15 protein-coding genes are annotated in these 18,568 nt (G+C 69.2%); 10 read left to right on the top strand and 5 right to left on the bottom strand.

The window, feature by feature from the left end; all coding sequences use genetic code 11:
• Positions 1–38 precede the first annotated feature (38 nt).
• From Ato02nite_RS34200 to Ato02nite_RS34165, 8 genes are all read left to right on the top strand, one after another.
• Entirely contained in the window at positions 39–3,671 is a 3,633-nt protein-coding gene (locus Ato02nite_RS34200; RefSeq protein WP_213010816.1) for a DNA polymerase III subunit gamma and tau, read from the top strand.
• A gap of 170 nt (positions 3,672–3,841) precedes the next feature.
• Positions 3,842–4,153 carry a YbaB/EbfC family nucleoid-associated protein gene (locus Ato02nite_RS34195; RefSeq protein WP_246607813.1) on the top strand — a complete coding sequence of 104 codons (312 nt, stop codon included), beginning with the start codon at positions 3,842–3,844 and terminating at the stop codon, positions 4,151–4,153.
• A 4-nt stretch (positions 4,154–4,157) separates the two neighbouring features.
• Complete coding sequence (recR, locus tag Ato02nite_RS34190) at positions 4,158–4,751, top strand: recombination mediator RecR (protein ID WP_213010814.1); 594 nt, start codon at positions 4,158–4,160, stop codon at positions 4,749–4,751.
• Between the two features lie 400 nt (positions 4,752–5,151).
• On the top strand, positions 5,152–6,156 hold the full coding sequence (locus tag Ato02nite_RS34185) for an ABC transporter permease (RefSeq protein ID WP_213010813.1): 1,005 nt from the start codon (positions 5,152–5,154) through the stop codon (positions 6,154–6,156).
• Positions 6,157–6,227: 71 nt separating this feature from the next.
• A complete protein-coding gene (locus Ato02nite_RS34180; RefSeq protein ID WP_246607784.1) occupies positions 6,228–8,003 on the top strand; it encodes an ABC transporter substrate-binding protein in 1,776 nt (591 codons plus the stop codon).
• Positions 8,004–8,120: 117 nt separating this feature from the next.
• Positions 8,121–9,122, top strand: coding sequence for an ABC transporter permease (locus Ato02nite_RS34175; RefSeq protein ID WP_213010812.1), 1,002 nt, complete (start codon positions 8,121–8,123; stop codon positions 9,120–9,122).
• Between the two features lie 13 nt (positions 9,123–9,135).
• Positions 9,136–10,203 (top strand): ABC transporter ATP-binding protein, encoded by a 1,068-nt coding sequence (locus Ato02nite_RS34170; RefSeq protein ID WP_213010811.1) that lies wholly within the window; start codon positions 9,136–9,138, stop codon positions 10,201–10,203.
• A gap of 10 nt (positions 10,204–10,213) precedes the next feature.
• Positions 10,214–11,251 (top strand): ABC transporter ATP-binding protein, encoded by a 1,038-nt coding sequence (locus Ato02nite_RS34165; protein WP_213010810.1) that lies wholly within the window; start codon positions 10,214–10,216, stop codon positions 11,249–11,251.
• A 197-nt stretch (positions 11,252–11,448) separates the two neighbouring features.
• Here Ato02nite_RS34165 and Ato02nite_RS51990 read toward each other — a convergent pair whose 3' ends face one another.
• The 4 genes from Ato02nite_RS51990 to Ato02nite_RS34145 all read right to left on the bottom strand — a co-directional run bounded on the left by Ato02nite_RS51990 (position 11,449) and on the right by Ato02nite_RS34145 (position 15,487).
• A complete protein-coding gene (locus Ato02nite_RS51990; RefSeq protein ID WP_438873092.1) occupies positions 11,449–12,021 on the bottom strand; it encodes a hypothetical protein in 573 nt (190 codons plus the stop codon).
• Positions 12,021–12,698, bottom strand: a complete 678-nt coding sequence (locus Ato02nite_RS34155) for an HNH endonuclease family protein (RefSeq protein ID WP_246607782.1) — start codon at positions 12,696–12,698, stop codon at positions 12,021–12,023. The genes Ato02nite_RS51990 and Ato02nite_RS34155 overlap by 1 nt, the downstream gene beginning before the upstream one ends.
• A gap of 100 nt (positions 12,699–12,798) precedes the next feature.
• Complete coding sequence (gene leuA, locus Ato02nite_RS34150) at positions 12,799–14,523, bottom strand: 2-isopropylmalate synthase (protein WP_213010809.1); 1,725 nt, start codon at positions 14,521–14,523, stop codon at positions 12,799–12,801.
• Positions 14,524–14,707: 184 nt separating this feature from the next.
• Positions 14,708–15,487 (bottom strand): hypothetical protein, encoded by a 780-nt coding sequence (locus Ato02nite_RS34145; protein ID WP_213010808.1) that lies wholly within the window; start codon positions 15,485–15,487, stop codon positions 14,708–14,710.
• A gap of 194 nt (positions 15,488–15,681) precedes the next feature.
• Between Ato02nite_RS34145 and Ato02nite_RS34140 the strand changes: the two genes are divergently transcribed.
• Complete coding sequence (locus Ato02nite_RS34140; RefSeq protein WP_203813018.1) at positions 15,682–16,947, top strand: aspartate kinase; 1,266 nt, start codon at positions 15,682–15,684, stop codon at positions 16,945–16,947.
• 8 nt (positions 16,948–16,955) lie between these two features.
• A complete protein-coding gene (locus Ato02nite_RS34135; protein ID WP_213010807.1) occupies positions 16,956–18,008 on the top strand; it encodes an aspartate-semialdehyde dehydrogenase in 1,053 nt (350 codons plus the stop codon).
• A 4-nt stretch (positions 18,009–18,012) separates the two neighbouring features.
• On the opposite strand, the gene pyrE is transcribed toward Ato02nite_RS34135, so the two are convergent.
• Entirely contained in the window at positions 18,013–18,531 is a 519-nt protein-coding gene (gene pyrE, locus Ato02nite_RS34130) for an orotate phosphoribosyltransferase (RefSeq protein WP_213010806.1), read from the bottom strand.
• Positions 18,532–18,568: the final 37 nt, after the last annotated feature.

Here is an 18,568-nt window from a genome sequence, read left to right as displayed (position 1 = left end):
CCGACGGACAATGGCGCGGTCGTTGAGGAGGGGTAGGAGTGGCACTCGCTCTGTACCGCAAGTACCGTCCACGGACTTTCGCCGAGGTCATCGGGCAGGAGCACGTCACCGAGCCGTTGTCGCAGGCACTGCGCAGTGGCCGGCTGCACCACGCCTACCTGTTCTCCGGGCCACGTGGCTGTGGCAAGACGTCCAGCGCGCGCATCCTGGCCCGCTCGCTCAACTGCGAGCAGGGCCCCACGCCGGAGCCGTGCGGGGTGTGCCTGTCCTGCCGCTCGCTGATGAACGACGGCGCCGGCTCGATCGACGTCATCGAGATCGACGCGGCCTCGCACGGTGGCGTCGACGATGCCCGTGAGCTGCGCGAAAAGGCGTTCTTCGCGCCTGCCAACAGCCGCTACAAGATCTACGTCATCGACGAGGCGCACATGGTCTCGTCGGCCGGCTTCAACGCGCTGCTCAAGCTCGTCGAGGAGCCGCCGGAATATGTGAAGTTCATCTTCGCCACGACGGAACCGGAAAAGGTGCTCGGGACCATCCGCTCCCGCACGCACCACTACCCGTTCCGGCTGATTCCGCCCGCGGTGCTCCGGCCCTACCTCCAGCAACTCACCGAGGCCGAGGGCGTCCACGTCGAGCCGGCCGTGCTCCCCCTGGTGGTGCGGGCCGGCGGCGGCTCGGCACGTGACAGCCTCTCGGTCCTCGACCAGCTGATCGCCGGCGCCGGCCCCGACGGCGTCTCATATTCGCGGGCGGTCGCCCTGCTCGGCGTCACCGACGTCACCCTGATCGACGAGATGTGTGACGCCCTGGCCGCCGGCGACGGTGCCGCCGCCTACCAGACGATCGACCGGGTCGCCGAGGCCGGCCACGACCCGCGCCGCTTCGCATCCGACCTGCTTGAGCGCTTCCGCGACCTGATCATCCTGCAGCAGGTCCCCGACGCGGTGAGCAAAGGCCTGATCGACGGCCCGGCCGACCAGCTCGAGACGATGACCGCGCAGGCCGGCCGGCTCGGCCCGGCGACGCTGTCGCGCTGCGCCGACATCGTGCACAACGGCCTGGTGGAGATGCGCGGCACGACCGCGCCGAGGCTCCTGCTCGAGCTGGTCACGGCGCGCATGCTGCTGCCCGGCGCCGAGGACTCGACGGGCTCGCTGCTGCAGCGCCTGGAACGCATGGAGCGGCGACTCACGCTGGGCGGCGAGCTTTTGGCCGTACGGGATGAGGCTGCGCCCGTCGCACCGGCCGTTTCTGCCGCACCGAGTGTGGCCGATGCCGGGCCGGTGGAGTCGGCTCCGCCCGGTGCCGCCGGGGGCGGCGGTGGTGGTGGTGGCGGCGGGGCGAAGGCGGCTGCGTTGGCCGCGGCTGCGGCCGCCAGCCGGAAGTCGGCATCGAATACCGGCAATCGGCGTTCCGCTATGCCTGCGGCTTCGTCGGCTCCGGAAGCGGCCGGTCCGGCGCCGGTGTCGCCCGCTGCGCCTGCTTCTGCGACTGCCGCGACCGCGTCCGCTGCATCCGCTGCGCCCGCGTCCGCTGCGGCGGAGCCCGCGTCTTCGCGTGCTGCGACCAACGGTGCCCATGTCACGGCTGAGGACGCCGGTTCGGTGCCGGATCCGGAGCCTTACGACGACGAGCCGCCGTGGGATGACGAGCCGGACTACGAGCCCATGCCTGAGCAGGCCCGGCCGGTTGCGGCGGTTCGCCCCACTGCGCCTGAGCTCGCGCCGACCGACGGCCTATCGGCTCAGCTCGCCGAGCCGGCGGTGGCCCCGGCACCGGGCCAAGCAGCGGCTCAGGCACCGTCCCCGGCGTCGGTCGAGGGGCAGACGTCGGCCGAGGGCCAGGAAGCAGCCCAGGCACCGGCAGCGGCCCAGAGGTCAGCAGCGGCGCAGACCTCCGCATCGACGCCGACGTCGGCTCGTTCTGGTCAGCCGGCCGGTCTTCTGCCGGATGCGCCGGAGGAACCGGGAGCCGCGGCTGTCGCCGACATCCCCGGTCAGTTGACGGTGGAAGCCGTGCGCGAGGTGTGGCCGGAGATCATCACGGCCATCAAGCGGCAGCCGAACGGCAAGATCGCCGGGCCGATGGCCGCTAGTGCCGTGGTTCGCGCTCTCGACGGCGACACCGTGGTGCTCGTGTTCCAGCACCAGAACTTCGTCGACCGGATCAGCCGGTTCTTCTCGCTGATCACGGATGCGCTCTACGAGACCCTGGGTGGTCGTTGGCAGATCCGCTGCGAGGTCGGCACCGGAGGCGGCGGCGTGCCCGCGGCTCGGGTCGCCGAGCGCCGGGAGGTGCCGCCGAACGCCGGCCGCGCGCCGGCCCGCAACGACGCCGCCGCACGGGAGCCGGCCGCGCATTCCCAGGTTTCGGCGCCGCCCCGGGCGGCCTCCGGGGCACAGCAGTCGCAGGCTGCGGCGGCCCGGCCGCCGCAGACCCGCCGCCAGGAGACCGCATCGCCCTCGGCCGCCGACGACGAGTGGCCGGAACCGGCCAAACCGGGCGGACTGACGGCACCTGCCACCCAGGAAGAGGTGGACGACGAGGAAGACTGGCCGGAGGTCCGGCAGGTCGGCGGCCCTCCGCCGGCTGCCGCATCGCGGCCGTCTCCGGCGAGTGAAGCTCTCAGCGGCGCACCCAGCGGCATCGAGGCGGACGGCGGGGCCAGTTGGCCCAGCGCCGCTCCCGTCGGTGGCCGCCCGGCTGAGCCCGCCGCGCCGGGGGACATCGTGCCCGGCGACCACGCGGACCGGCCGGATCGGGGCGACTCGGGCGCTACCGGCCAGCCGGCCGCCGTCGGCTCGACCAGCGGTCAGGCACCTCACGCCGCGTCGTCGGCCGCGGATACCGCCGCAGCGCCTCAGGCAGCTCCTACGGCCCCCGCAACGGCCGCGAGCGCCGGGCCCCACGCCGCCGGAACCCCAGGGTCACCGAGGACTGGGATCGCCGGATACTCGGAGGCCGAGACCGCCGGGCCGCAGACCGGATCCCATGCTGCCGGAGCAGCGCCGCACCCCGCTGCCGGACCCGCGCCGGGCCTCGCTGCCGGAACCGCCGCGCCGGGCCTCGCTGCCGGAACCGCCGCGCCGGGCCTCGCTGCCGGAACCGCCGCGCCGCGCCCCCCAGCTGAGGCTGCCACGTCGCGCGTCGCATCCCAGGCTGCCGGAGCTGCCGGAGCCGTCGGGTTGCCCGCCGCGTCCTCAACCGCTGAGACCGCCGCGTCGCGCGCTGCGGCTCAGGCTGGCGGCGCCGCTGGGCCGCGGGCCGCGACCCAGGCCGGTGGAACTGCTGCACCTCCGGCTGCCGACACCGCTGCGCCGGCGGGTCGGGCCGGGCGTAACGCCGGCGCCGCCAGCGGGGCGGGGGCCGCTCGGGCCGCTCTCGCCGCGGCAAGGCAGGCTGCCGCGACGCGGCCCGCCGGTGCCGCGTCGGGGCCGCCCGCGAACCGTGCCTGGGCCGACGGCTCGCCCACCGAGGAAGCGCCCTACGACCCGGACTACGACGGCGCGCCGCCGGCGGGTGGGTCGGCGGGCTTCGAGGGCTTCGATCCGGGTGATGAGCCGCTGGACGAAGTGATCGACGAGAAGACCGCTCGGGAGAGCAGTGAACAACAGGCCATGCGACTCCTGCGGGAGCTGCTCGGCGCGGAGAAGATCGGCGAGAGCTGAGCGGTCGCGCCCGCCGTTGCCGGTGAGTGGCGTGTGGTTGGTGCGGCGGGTGGGGCGGCTACGCTGGGCGGCGATTGGCGGTGGCCGCCGGGTGGGTATCGGCATGGCCGGAAACCCGGTGACTTCTATTTCGAGGAGCGGTGGCAATGCGGCCCGGTGGACAGCCGAACATGCAGCAGATCATGAAGCAGGCCCAGAAGATGCAGCAGCAGGTGGCCCAGGCTCAGGCCGAGCTGGCTGCCGCGGAGCTGACCGGCAGCGCCGGCGGCGGGCTGGTCAGCGTGGTCATGACCGGGCTGGGCGAGGTCAAGTCCGTGCGCATCGACCCCAAGGCCGTCGATCCGGACGACATCGAGTCGCTCGAAGACCTGGTGCTCGCCGCGATCCGTAACGCCGCCGAGGCGCAGCGGGAGCTGACCGAGGCCAAGATGGGCCCGGCCACCGGCGGTCTCGGTGGCGGCCTGGGCATTCCGGGGTTCTGACCCGGTGTACGAAGGCGCTATCCAGGACCTGATCGACGAGCTGGGGCGGCTTCCGGGCGTGGGCCCGAAGTCGGCCCAGCGGATCGCCTTCCACGTCCTCTCGGCCGACCCGGCCGACGTCAATCGGCTCGCCACTGCCCTGCGCAAGGTGAAGGAGCTGGTCCGCTTCTGCACGACCTGCTTCAACGTGGCCGAGTCGGAGCAGTGCCGGGTCTGCCGGGACACCCGCCGCACCAACGAGGTGCTCTGCGTGGTGGAGGAGCCCAAGGACGTGGTGGCCATCGAACGGACCGGTGAGTTCCGGGGGCGCTATCACGTGCTGGGTGGGGCGATCAATCCGCTCGAGGGCATCGGGCCGGACAATCTGCGCATCCGTGAGCTGCTCCTGAGGCTGGGCACGGGCGAGGTCAAGGAGTTGATTCTCGCCACAGACCCGAACACCGAGGGTGAGGCCACGGCCACTTACCTGGCCATCATGATCAAACCGATGGGGATCTCGGTCACCCGGTTGGCGAGTGGTCTTCCGGTGGGCGGCGACCTCGAGTACGCCGATGAGATCACTCTGGGTCGTGCATTCGAGGGACGTAGAGCTATTTAGATCAACGCCGCGTAACCTGCCTGTAACGCCACGCATGAGATTTAGTCCGAATTAGCTAGATCCGAGCCATCTGACGCGGTAGTTTCCGTTTGGTCGGTGCCATAGGTCACAGCCACATCACGAGGGAGACACGGAACTGACCGTGTGCGGTCCGTGAACTTGACCGAGGCGCCACATTAGGTGAATGTTCCTTCCGATGGCGGCACCCCCGCCGTCGAGTGCCTTCGTGGTGCGGGCTCATCTGACCGCTGCGACGAGGGTCGGCACTCGAGGCACGAGACAACCGATCGGTTGCCGGACGCTGCGGGAGCCATCGCCTACGGTCGCGCCGCTCGGTGGCGCGCTGCTGGGCTGTGAGCTGCCCGCTTTGCGCCGGTCACCGGGAGAGGACCGGCGCTAGATGTCGCTTGGCCCGGAGACGTCGCTCCACGACGAGACGACGCCCACTGCCGACGCGGCTCAGGTGCGAGATCCAAGCGAAAAGGCGATCGCCGGTCGGTCGCTGAAACAGATCGCTTGGCGCCGCCTCAAGAAGGATCGCGTTGCGGTCGGCGGCGGCGTCATCATCCTCGTCCTGATCCTGATCGCGATCGTCGCTCCGCTGCTGATCAAGCTGTTCGGGCACCCGTTCGACGAGTACCACAACGACACGATCGACCCGACGCTCGGCCTGCCGCTCGGCAAGCTCGGTGGCATCTCGGGCGATTACCTGCTCGGTGTGGAGCCGGTCAACGGCCGGGACATCTTCAGCCGCATCGTCTACGGCGCACAGACCACGCTGACTGTCGCGTTCCTGTCCGCCTTCCTGTCGACGGTCCTCGGCGTGCTGTTCGGCATGACGGCCGGCTTCGTGGGCGGCTGGGTCGACTCGATCATCAGCCGCGTCATGGACTTCCTGCTGGCGTTCCCGCAGCTGCTGTTCTCGATCGCGCTGGTGTCGGTGCTGCCGCAGACGATGTTCGGGCTGAACGCCAGGTGGGCGCGCACGATCGTGCTGATCTGCGTGATCGGCTTCTTCGGCTGGCCGTACATCGGTCGTATCGTTCGCGGTCAGACGTTGTCGCTGCGCGAGCGCGAGTTCGTGGAGGCGTCGCGGAGTCTCGGCGCACGATCGCCGCGGATCCTGTTCCGCGAGATGCTGCCCAACCTCGCGGCCCCGATCCTCGTCTACACGACGCTGATCATCCCGACCAACATCCTCACCGAGGCCGCGTTGAGCTTCCTCGGTGTCGGCATCCCGCCGCCCTACCCGTCCTGGGGTGGCATGCTCTCGGACGCGCTCCAGTTCTATCGGTACGACCCGATGTTCATGATCATCCCAGGCGCGATGATCTTCATCACCGTGCTGTCGTTCAACCTGTTCGGCGACGGTCTGCGCGATGCGCTCGATCCCAAGGCCCGCTGAGTAGAGCCGTTCCATCGCATGAAATTTCGGCGACACCCGCAGGTCGCCGTTTCTAGGAGGTAGGAGTACTGGTGGCAGGCAAGACGAAGGTGATGGTGGCCGCTACGGCCGCTCTCACATTGGGGCTGACCGCCGCATGCGGTGGCGGCTCCGATGACAACAGCAGCAACGGCAGCTCTTCGGACACCGGCGCGGCCTTCAACGCGTCGGCGACGAAGGTTGTCAACGCCAGCGACAAGAAGGGCGGCACCCTCAACCTGTGGAGCCCCCAGGACGCTGACTCGTTCGACCCGGCGATCTCGTACTACGCCTGGACGATCAACATGAACCGGCTCTACAGCCGGACCCTGATGACCTACACGCCGAAGCCCGGCGCTGACGGCCTTATCCTGACCCCGGACCTGGCCTCGGCCGCGCCGGAGGTCAGCGCGGACGGCAAGACCTACACCTTCAAGCTGAAGAGCGGTCTGAAGTTCGACGACGGTGCCGCGATCACGTCGAAGGACATCAAGTACGGCATCGAGCGCATCTTCGCGCAGGACGTCGTGCCCGGTGGCCCGCTGTACCTGACCGACGAACTGGATCAGGGTCAGAAGTACCCCGGCCCGTACAAGGACACCGACCCGAACAAGCTGGGTCTGAAGACCGTCGAAACGCCGGACGACTCGACGATCGTCTTCCACCTGTCGGCCGCGAACGCGAACTTCCCGTACGAGCTGGCCCTGCCGGGTGGCGCGCCGGTTCCGCAGAAGCGGGACACCGGTGCCAAGTACGGCCTGGCCCCCGCCTCCTCGGGCCCGTACAAGTTCGAGAGCATCGAGCCGGGCAAGGGCGCGACCCTGGTGCGCAACACCAACTGGGACGCCTCGACCGACCCGAACCGCAAGGCCCTCCCGGACAAGATCACCCTCACGATCACCACGAACGCTGAGGACATGGACTCCCGTCTGCTCGCCGGCACCGCGGACATGGACGCGAGCCAGAGCGGTGTGGCCACCCAGGCCCGGACCCAGATCCTGACCGACGAGAAGCTCAAGGCGAACGCCGCGAACCCGAACAACGGCTTCATCCGGTACGCCGCCATCTCGCAGAACGTCGCGCCGTTCGACAACATCGAGTGCCGCAAGGCGGTCATCTACGCGTCCGACCCGACCACGCTGCAGACCGCCCGTGGCGGCCCGGTGGCCGGTGGCGACATCGCGACCAACATGCTGCCCCCGAACATCCTCGGTGCCGACAAGAGCTACGACCCGTACGGTCGCGCTCAGGGCAAGCCGCAGGTGGACAAGGCCAAGGCGGCGCTGACCGCGTGTGGCAAGCCGACCGGCTTCGACACCAAGATCGCGGTCCGGAACAACAAGCCGGCCGAGATCGCGACCGCGACCGCCCTCCAGGCGGCGCTGAAGACCGTGGGCATCAACGCGGCGATCGAGCAGTACGACGGCTCGCAGATCGCCACCGTTGCCGGCTCGCCGAACAACGTGCACAAGAAGGGCTACGGCATCCTGATCGCCGGCTGGGGTGCTGACTTCCCGACCGGTTACGGATACCTGGCTCCGCTGGCGTCGAGCAAGTTCCTCGTCGCGAACGGCAACTACAACCTTCCGGAGATCAAGGACCAGGCGATCGACGATCTGTTCGCCAAGGGTCTGGCCGAGAAGGACGCCACCGCGGCGGGTGCCGACTACCAGGCGGCGAACGTCAAGGTCATGGAGGGCTACTACTACCTGCCCTTCGTGTTCGACAAGGCGCTCAACTACTACAACCCGCGGCTGACGAACGTGTACTTCCACTCCGGCCTCGCCATGGTGGACTTCGCGTCGCTCGGCGTCAGCGACGGTAAGTAACCGTTCCGTTCGCTGTAGCACCGACGGGTAAATCGAAGGGCAGGTGAAGGCCGCCCCCGCCGGGCGGGTGCCGAGTTCGCAAGGACTCGGTGCCCGCCCGGAGTTCGGCCGAAAGTCGTGCTGGCATACCTCATTCGGCGGCTTATCAACGCCGTCGTAACGCTGCTGGTGGTCACCCTCGTGACTTTCGGCGTCTTCTTCCTCGTGCCGAAGGCGACCGGCAGCGATCCGGCGCTGCTGTACATCGGCAAGCAGGCCGACCCGATCGCGGTCGAGGGCATCCGGACGAAGCTCGGGCTCAACGACCCGATCATCGTGCAGTACTGGAAGTTCCTGAAGGGCATCGTGGCCGGCCGGGACTACTCCAACGGGCCGGACATCACCCACTGCTCGGCGCCCTGTCTCGGCTACACCTTCAAGACCAATCAAGAAGTGTGGCCGATCCTGATCAAGGCGCTGCCGATCACCATCTCGCTCGCCATCGGCGCCGCGGTGCTCTGGGTGCTGATGGGCGTACTCTTCGGGGTGATCTCCGCGTTGCGGCGTGGATCGATCTGGGACCGAGGGGTGATGACGGTGGCGCTGGCCGGCGTGTCACTGCCGATCTACTTCACCGGCCTGCTGGCGCTGAGCATCTTCGTGTACGGCCTGGAGTGGTTGCCGAACGCGGAATACACCCCGTTCTTCGACAATCCGATCAAGTGGGCCACCGGTCTGATCCTGCCGTGGGTGACGCTGGCGTTCCTGTTCGCCGCCACCTACGCCCGATTAACGCGAGCCAACATGCTCGAGACCCTCGGCGAGGACTACATCCGTACCGCTCGGGCCAAGGGCCTGAAGGAACGTACGGTCATCGGCAAGCACGGCCTCCGCTCCGGTCTCACCCCGCTCGTCACCGTCTTCGGTCTCGATGTGGGCGCGCTGCTCGGTGGCGCGATCCTCACCGAGGCGGTCTTCAACCTGCGCGGTCTCGGTTACTGGGCACTGCAGGGCATCCGGCAGAACGATCTGCCGACCATCCTGGGCGTGACCCTGTTCGCCGCGTTCTTCATCGTCATCATGAACCTCATCGTCGACCTGCTGTACGGCGTCATCGACCCGCGCGTCCGGCTGGGCTGAGGGAGTGCCCAAAATGTCTACCAGCTCGGCGTCCATCGGCGCTTCAATCCAGCGGCCATATCTCGAGGTCAAAGACCTCACCATCCGCTTCGAGACCGACGACGGCATCGTCCAGGCGGTCTCCAGCTCGACGTTCAGCGTGGAGAAGGGCCAGACCCTCGGCATCGTGGGCGAGTCCGGCTCCGGCAAGAGCGTCACCTCGCTGGGCATCCTCGGCCTGCACCGCACCCGCAGCAACGCCAAGGTCACCGGCGAGATCTGGCTCGACGACGAAGAGCTGATCACCGCGTCCGACGAGAAGGTTCGCCTGCTGCGCGGCGGCAAGATGGCGATGATCTTCCAGGACCCGCTGAGCGCCATGCACCCGTACTTCACGGTCGGATCGCAGATCGTCGAGGCTTACCGGGTGCACCACCCCGGGCTGAGCAAGAAGGTGGCCCGGGAGAAGGCGATCGACATGCTCGCCCGGGTCGGCATCCCGCAGCCGGAGCGGCGCTTCAACGACTACGCCCACCAGTTCTCGGGTGGTATGCGGCAGCGCGCCATGATCGCGATGGCCCTGGTCAACGACCCGCAGCTGCTGATCGCGGACGAGCCCACCACGGCGCTCGACGTGACCGTGCAGGCGCAGATCCTCGACCTCATCCGCGACCTGCAGGAGGAGTTCGGCTCGGCGGTCATCATGATCACCCACGACCTGGGTGTGGTGGCCGAGCTCGCCGACGACGTGCTGGTCATGTACGGCGGAAAGATCATCGAGAAGGGCCCGGCCCTCGACGTGTTCCAGAACCCGCAGCACCCGTACACCTGGGGTCTGCTCGGTTCGATGCCCCGTCTGGACCGTGCGGTCCGGGACCGTCTGACCCCGGTCAAGGGCACCCCGCCCAGCCTGATCAACCTGCCGGACGGCTGCGCCTTCCACCCGCGCTGCCCCTACGCCGGGCGCAACGGCAACCGGTCCTTCACCGACGTGCCGGTGCTGCGTGACGCCGGACTCGGCGGCGAGCACCAGGTCGCCTGTCACCTGCCTGCGGAAGAGCGCACCAAGATCTTCCAGCAGGAAGTGCTGCCGAACCTCTGAGGAGAGAACGATGAGCGAGAACCTGCTCGAGGTGTCGGGGCTGGAGAAACACTTCCCGATCACGAAGGGCCTGCTGAAGCGGCAGGTCGGCGCCGTGCGTGCGGTCGACGGCATCGATCTGCAGGTGAAGGCCGGCGAGACGCTCGGCCTGGTGGGCGAGTCGGGCTGCGGCAAGTCGACGGCCGGGCGGCTGTTCACCCGCATCCTGGAGCCGACCGCCGGCAAGATCATCTTCGAGGGCCAGGACATCAGCCACAAGTCCGTCTCGCAGATGCGGCCGCTGCGCCGCGACGTCCAGATGATCTTCCAGGACCCGTACTCGTCGCTGAACCCGCGGCACACGGTCGGCTCGATCATCTCGGCGCCGCTGCAGATCCAGGACATGCCCACCCCGCAGGGCACCAAGAAGGCCGTGCAGGAACTGCTCGAGCTGGTCGGCCTCAACCCCGAGCACTACAACCGCTACCCGCACGAGTTCTCCGGCGGCCAGCGCCAGCGCATCGGCATCGCCCGCGCGCTCGCCCTGCGCCCCAAGATGATCGTCGCGGACGAGCCGGTGTCGGCGCTGGACGTGTCGATCCAGGCGCAGGTCGTCAACCTGCTCGACGACCTGCAGCGCGAGTTCGACCTGACCTTCGTCTTCATCGCGCACGACCTGTCGGTGGTCCGGCACATCTCGAACCGGGTAGCGGTCATGTACCTGGGCAAGGTCGTGGAGATCGCCGAACGCGACGAGCTCTACAAGAACCCGCGTCACCCGTACACGGTCGCCCTGATGTCGGCGGTCCCGGTGCCGGACCCGGCCCGGCGTGATCGCGCGCAGCGCGAGCGCGTCCTGCTCACCGGCGACGTGCCCAGCCCGATCAACCCGCCCTCGGGTTGCCGCTTCCGCACCCGTTGCTGGAAGGCGCAGGACATCTGCGCGACCGAGGAACCGCCGCTGGTCACCCGCCTCGACGACCCGGCGTCCCACCTGACCGCGTGCCACTTCCCGGTGGTCGAGGAAGAGGTCGTGGCCGGCCGCCGCCCGGCGTCGACGCCGGCCTGAAAAACAAGCGATGAGCCGGCGCCGTCCATCGGCGCCGGCTCATTCTTTTGTACGGCCGGAGCACCGTTCCCGCCGAATTACCGCCGTCCCGGCCGCGCGGTCAGACCCGCCGCCGACGTTTCTCGGCCCGGCAGCCTTCGAACCTGTCGAGTTCCCGTTCGCTGCGAACAGGAACTCTTCAAGGTCTGCGCCTGCTATCAGCCCTCGTCCGGGCGGTTCAGGATGCCGACCGCGACCTGGTGGATCGCGGCGGCGTCGGCCGGGTCCTGCACCGAGGCCTTGGCGCCGGTCACCGCATACCACTCGTCGGCCTCTTTGTACTGCACCCGCACGGTCACCTCGCTGCCGCTGACCTCGGTCCGCAGGGTCAGATCGCCGGTGACGACGCCGACCTCGTCGGTCATCACACCGCCCTGGCCCGCGGTGATGTCGGTCGTGAGGTCCGGCGCGCCGGCGATCTTGGTCGCGGCCGAGTCCACGGCGGCGGCCGCGGGCGCGGCAGCCGCTGCGGCCGGCCCGCCTGCGGGTTCAGCACTCGGTGCGGTGGCGGCGGGCGTGGCCGGGGCGGGCGTGGTCGCGGCGGCCGACGGTCCGCCGCTCGCGGTTCCCGGGGCGGCCGGCCTGATAGATGCCGCCTCGGCGGCCGGCCCGGTTGCGGCCGAGGACGCGGAGGGCGACGGCGCAGTGGACGACGCCTCGGCGGACGACGGCGCGGCGGACGACGGCGCGGTGGGCGCCGTCTCGGTCGGGGGTGTGGCTGGGTCGCTCATCAGCACTTCTCCAGCATGTCGGCGAGGGCGGACTTCTCTTTGGTGGTGACCGTGAGCTTGAACTTGGTCTTCACCGCGATCCAGTCTTGCGCATACTCGCACCACGCGCTGGTGTCGGTCGGCTTCCAGGTGGACGGGTCCTGGTCGCCCTTGGACCGGTTGGACGACGCCGACACCGCCACGAGCTGCGGATCGTCCAGGTCGTTCGCGAAGGCCTTGCGCTGATCGGTGGTCCACGCGGCCGCTCCGGAGCGCCAGGCGTTGGCCAGCGGCACCACATGGTCGATGTCCACCTGGGTCGGCGAGGTGATCGTCTTGCCGTCGTAGACGCTCTTCCAGGTGCCGGCCACCACGTTGCAGCCGGAGAACTTCACCTTGGTGCCGTCCCGCTTGAGCACCGCGTCGCGGGTGTCGCAGTTGCTGCCGGTGCTGGTCCAGTGCGGGAACTTCTCCCGGCTGTAGCCCGTCATCTTGCCGGCCGTGGCGACCTTCAGCTTGTCGAGCTCGGCTTCGGCGTTGCCACCACCGCCGCTCGATCCGGATCCGGGGGTGGAGGTGGTCGCGGTTTCGGTCGGGAAGGGGCCGACGTCGATCTTGACCTGGTCGCACGCGGTGGTGGCGAGGGTCAGGGCGGCGGCGGCAACGAACAGGGTCCATCGAGGACTGTGAGGGGGCACGGCCTCAGGATAGGAGTGGCGTGCCCGTTCTGTCCGGGTCGATCACCCGTGAGTGGATCATCCCGCGCGCCGTCCGGGTGGGCGGCGCGCGGGCGTGTCGTCAGCGGGCGCGGTTGATCGCGCTGGTTACGGCCTTGATCGAGGCGCTCACGATGTTCGCGTCGATGCCTACGCCCCACACTGTCCGGTCGCCGACCTCAACCTCGACGTACGCCGCGGCCTGGGCGTTCTCACCCGCGGTCATCGCGTGCTCCTGGTAGTCCAGCACCCGGGCCTGAACGCCCAGCGGCTGCACCGCCTGCACGAACGCGTCGATCGGGCCGTTACCGACGCCGACCAGCGGTCGCCGGACGCCGCGGTGGAAGACCTCGAGGTCGATCTCGACCTTGCCGTCGACCGTGGCCGTGCTGTAGCCCTCGATCTTGAAGGCGCTGGCGATCTGGTTCTCGACCAGGTATTCAGCCGCGAAGATGTCCCACATCTGCTGCGGGGAGACCTCGCCGCCCTCCTCGTCGGTGTGATGCTGCACCACGCCGGAGAACTCGATCTGCAGCCGCCGCGGCAGCTCCAGCTTGTGCTCTTCCTTCATGATGTACGCCACGCCGCCCTTGCCGGACTGCGAGTTGACCCGGATGACCGCCTCGTAGCTGCGGCCCACGTCCTTCGGGTCGATCGGCAGGTAGGGCACGCCCCAGGTGAACTCGTCGACCTCTACGCCGGCCGCGTCGGCATCCGACTTCAGCCAGGCGAAGCCCTTGTTGATCGCGTCCTGGTGCGAGCCAGAGAACGACGTGTAGACCAGGTCACCCACGTACGGGTGCCGCTCGTGCACCGGCAGCTGGTTGCAGTACTCGACCGTACGTTTGATCTCGTCGATGTTCGAGAAGTTGATCTGTGGGTCGATGCCCTGGGAGAACATGTTCAGACCCAGGGTGACCAGGTCGACGTTGCCGGTGCGCTCGCCGTTGCCGAACAGGCACCCCTCGATGCGGTCGGCGCCGGCCAGCAGGCCCAGTTCGGCGGCGGCCACGCCGGTGCCGCGGTCGTTGTGCGGGTGAAGCGACAGCACCACCGACTCGCGGCGGGGCAGGTGCCGGTGCATCCACTCGATCGAGTCGGCGTAGACGTTGGGCGTGGCCATCTCGACGGTGGCCGGCAGGTTGATGATGAGCGGGCGATCGGGCGTCGGGTTGATCACGTCGATGACCGCCGAGCAGACCTCCAGTGCGTACTCCAGCTCGGTGCCCGTGTAGGACTCGGGGGAGTACTCGTAGAAGATCTCGGTGTCCGGGGTGTAGATCTCCGCGTACTTCTGGCAGAACCGGGCGCCGCTGGTGGCGATGTCGGTGATGCCGTCCTTGTCCAGGCCGAAGACGACCCGCCGCTGCAGCACCGACGTCGAGTTGTAGAAGTGCACGATGGCCCGCTTGGCGCCGCGCAGCGACTCGAAGGTGCGCTCGATCAGGTGTTCCCGGCACTGGGTCAGCACCTGGACGGTGACGTCGTCCGGGATCAGGTCCTGCTCGATCAGCTGGCGGATGAAGTCGTAGTCGGTCTGCGACGCCGCCGGGAAGCCGACCTCGATCTCCTTGTAGCCCATCTGCACCAGCAGCATGAACATGCGCTTCTTGCGCTCGGGGGACATCGGGTCGATCAGGGCCTGGTTGCCGTCCCGCAGGTCGACCGCGCACCAGCGAGGGGCGGTCTCGGTGACCTTCGTCGGCCACTGCCGGTCGGGCAGATCAACGGCGAACTGCTTCTGGTACGGCAGGTAGCGCTCGAACGGCATGGCACTGGGGCGCTGAGTGTCAAAGGGGTTGGACATGTGGATGCTCCTGAAAGGCGAGACCTGGGAGGCGGGCGCGCGTCAACTCCGCGACGAGGTGCCGGCCTGGAATGGGGCCTCGTCGCGGCAGCGAAGGAGGAGCGTCTGCCACATGTCGAAAATCACCCTACGTGATCAACTCGGACGTAGCTAACTCTACGCCCGGATCGTGGGAACGCCAGATTCACGCCGACGGGGTGAGGGCCGAGGGGGTCAGGCCGGACGGGGTCGGGTCGACCGCCGGCGGTGGCAGCGCGTCCTGACCCATCGCCGGGCCGGGCACCTCGGAGCCGGGCAGGGCCACGGTCTTCGGGCCGGCCACCTGGCTGACCAGCTTGAGCACACCGAAGCCGACCCGCGCCGCGGTCAGCACACCGTCGGCGGCGTAGCAGTAGATGCCGATGTCGACCGGCGCCTTGATCGAGGCGGCGATCGAGTCGATCGAGTAACAGATGCCCTGGGCGCCGGACAGCGGCTGCACCTCGGTCACCGAGAGGGCCGACTGCCGGTCCCGGAAAACCGGGAGCCACTGCCGGAACAGCCGCTCGACCTGCGGCGAGTAGTTCTTCGCCACGCGCTTGCCGGCCGGCGCCACCTTGACGCAGGTGGGCGTGACCGGGTTGCTCGGCGAGGAGACCGTGCACTGGTAGACGCCGGCCGCGGTGGAGACGATCGACACGTCGGTGGTGTCGCCCAGCATGGCGTCGCTCACATCGACCCGCCAGGTGCCGTCGGCGGCGATGGTGGCCACCACGTTGTGCTGCCGGCCGCTGCCGTCGTCGTCCAGCGTGTAGAGCGCCGCGTACGCCTTGTCGGCGGCCAGCGCGGCGGTGGCGGCCAAGCCGGAGCGGGCGTCCGGGGCGGTGTTGCCGCCGGTCGTCGGGGAGGCGGACGGCGTGGGGGCCGCCTCCGGGCTGCCGCCGCAGGCCGCGATGCAGCCCACCAACAGGGCGGCGGCGGACATGGGCAGCAAGTGTGGGCGCACCGAGACATTCTCGCCTCCACCGGCCGAACCGGTCGTAGTCGAACACTGGCGTGTCGCGCGGGCGAGGGCCGAATCCTGGGATCGCCTGTCGGACTCGGACGGTGTCGCAGCTAGGGTGGTTGCGATTGTCCTGGCCGGCACCGCCGGTTTCGAGCGAAGGAATGGTTACCCCCGTGGCACTGGTGGTGCAGAAGTACGGTGGCTCGTCCGTCGCGACCGCCGAGCGCATCAAGCGGGTGGCGGAGCGCATCGTGGCCGCCCGCAAGGCCGGCGACGACGTGGTGGTCGTGGTGTCCGCGATGGGCGACACCACCGACGAGCTGCTCGACCTGGCCAACCAGGTGAGCCCGCTGCCGCCCGGCCGTGAGCTCGACATGCTGTTGACCGCCGGCGAGCGCATCTCGATGGCGCTGCTCGCGATGGCGATCCACAACCTGGGCTACGAGGCCCGGTCCTACACCGGATCGCAGGCCGGCGTGCTGACCACCTCGACGCACGGCAAGGCGCGGATCATCGACGTCACCCCGGGCCGGCTGCGGTCGGCGCTGGACGAGGGCGCGATCTGCATCGTGGCCGGCTTCCAGGGCGTCTCGCAGGACACCAAGGACATCACCACCCTGGGCCGCGGCGGTTCGGACACCACGGCGGTGGCGCTGGCGGCGGCCCTGCACGCCGACGTCTGCGAGATCTACACCGACGTCGACGGCGTCTTCACCGCCGACCCCCGGATCGTCCCGGACGCGCAGCACATCAAGCAGATCACCTACGAGGAGATGCTCGAGCTCGCCGCCGGTGGGGCGAAGGTGCTGATGTTGCGATGCGTGGAGTACGCCCGCCGCTTCAAGGTGCCGATCCACGTACGCTCTTCGTATTCCAACAAGCCCGGCACTCTGGTTACCGGATCGATGGAGGACCCTTCTGTGGAACAAGCGCTGATCACCGGGGTCGCCCACGAGCGGAGCGAGGCCAAGATCACGATCGTCGGCGTGCCCGACGAGCCGGGCGCGGCCGGCCACATCTTCAATACAGTGGCCCAGGCCGAGATCAACATCGACATGATCGTGCAGAACATCTCGACCGAGGGCACCGGCCGCACCGACATCTCCTTCACTCTGCCGAAGGCCGACGGCCCCACCGCGATGACGGCGCTCGACAAGATCAAGGAAAAGATCAAGTTCAAGGGCCTGCTCTTCGACGACCACGTCGGCAAGGTGTCGCTGATCGGCGCGGGCATGCGCTCGCACCCGGGCGTGGCCGCCTCCTTCTTCGCCTGCATCGGTGAGGCCGGCGTCAACATCGAGATGATCTCGACCTCCGAGATCCGGGTCTCCGTGGTCTGCCGCGACACCGACCTCGACACCGCCGTCCGCGCCGTGCACGACCAGTTCGAGCTGGGCGGCAGCGAGCAGGCCGTGGTGTACGGCGGGACCGGGCGGTAAGAGCTCAGATGGCGCAGCCGACGCTCGCCGTCGTCGGAGCCACCGGCTCCGTCGGGACAGTCATGCTCGAACTGCTCTCCTCCCGGCGCAACGTCTGGGGGGAGATCCGGTTGCTCGCCACGGCCCGGTCGGCCGGCAAGGAGTTGAGCTGCCGCGGCGAGCGGCTGACCGTGCGCGAGCTGACGCCGGAGGCGTTCGACGGCGTCGACGTCGCCATGTTCGACGTGCCCGACGACGTGTCGCGGGAGTGGGCGCCGATCGCGACCGCCCGCGGCGTGACCGTGGTGGACAACTCGGCCGCCTTCCGGATGGACCCGGACGTTCCGCTGGTGGTGCCCGAGGTCAACAAGGACGCGCTGCGCGACCGGCCCCGCAACATCGTCTCCAACGCCAACTGCACGGTGATGGCGATGATGATGGCGATCGCCCCGCTGCACCGGGAGTACGGCCTGCGCGAGCTGGTGCTCGCCTCCTACCAGGCCGCCTCGGGTGCCGGCCAGGTCGGTGTGGACACCCTGCACGACCAGCTCAGCAAGGTGGCCGGCGACCGCTCGCTGGGCTCCCGGCCGGGCAACGTGCGGCAGGCGGTCGGCGACGACCTGGGCCCGTTCTCGGCACCGCTCGCGCTCAACGTGGTGCCCTGGTCGGGTGCGCTCGAGCCGCTCGGCTGGTCGTCCGAGGAGCTCAAGCTGCGCAACGAGTCCCGCAAGATCCTCGAGTTGCAGGCGTTGAAGGTCTCCGCCACCTGCGTGCGCGTGCCGGTGGTGACCGGCCACTCGATCGCGGTGCACGCGGTCTTCGGCTCCGAGGTCACCGCGGACGGCGCCCGGCAAGCGCTGCGCGGGGCGCCCGGCGTGATCCTGGTCGACGACCCCGAGGCCGGCGAGTTCCCGATGCCGATCGACGCGGTCGGCACCGACCCCAGCTGGGTGGGCCGCATCCGCCGGGCGATGGACGACCCGCGGGCCCTTGACCTGTTCGTCACCGGCGACAACATGCGCAAGGGCGCCGCGCTCAACACTCTCCAGATCGCCGAGCTGATCGCTGCGGAGATGAAGTAACCGCCTAGCTGAGGTCTTCCCTGGTCAGCAGGGCTCGCAGGGTGATGCCGTCGGCCGCCAGGGCCTGGGCGCCGCCCTCCTGGCGGTCGATCACACACAGCGCGTGGTCCACGTGCGCGCCCAGCTTGCGCAGCTCGCCGGTGGAGATGACCACCTGGCCGCCCGACGTCACGACGTCCTCGACCACCAGCACCCGGCGGCCGGCTACCTCGGCGCCCTCGGACAGCCGGGCCGTGCCGTACTGCTTGGCCTGCTTGCGGACGAACGCGGTGGGCAGTTTCGCGTGCCGGGCCAGCGCGGTCACCACCGCGATGCCGCCCATCTCCAGCCCGGCCAGCACCTCGGTGCCCTCGGGGATCAGCACCGCCATCCGCTCGGCCAGCTGATCGAGCAGCTCCGGGTCGGCCTCGAACTGGTACTTGTCGAAATACTCGGTGGCGGTGCGGCCGGAACGGAGAACGAACTCGCCGGTCAGCCGGCTCACGTCGCGGACCCGCCGGGCCAGATCTTCAGAGGAGGTCACAAGGGTCTAGCCTCTCAGGCCGCTCCGGGACGGATGA

The sequence above is a fragment of the Paractinoplanes toevensis genome (genome assembly GCF_018332695.1).
In the GTDB taxonomy this organism is placed as follows: Bacteria; Actinomycetota; Actinomycetes; order Mycobacteriales; family Micromonosporaceae; genus Actinoplanes; species Actinoplanes toevensis.
This window is presented reverse-complemented; position numbering and strand designations above follow the sequence as displayed.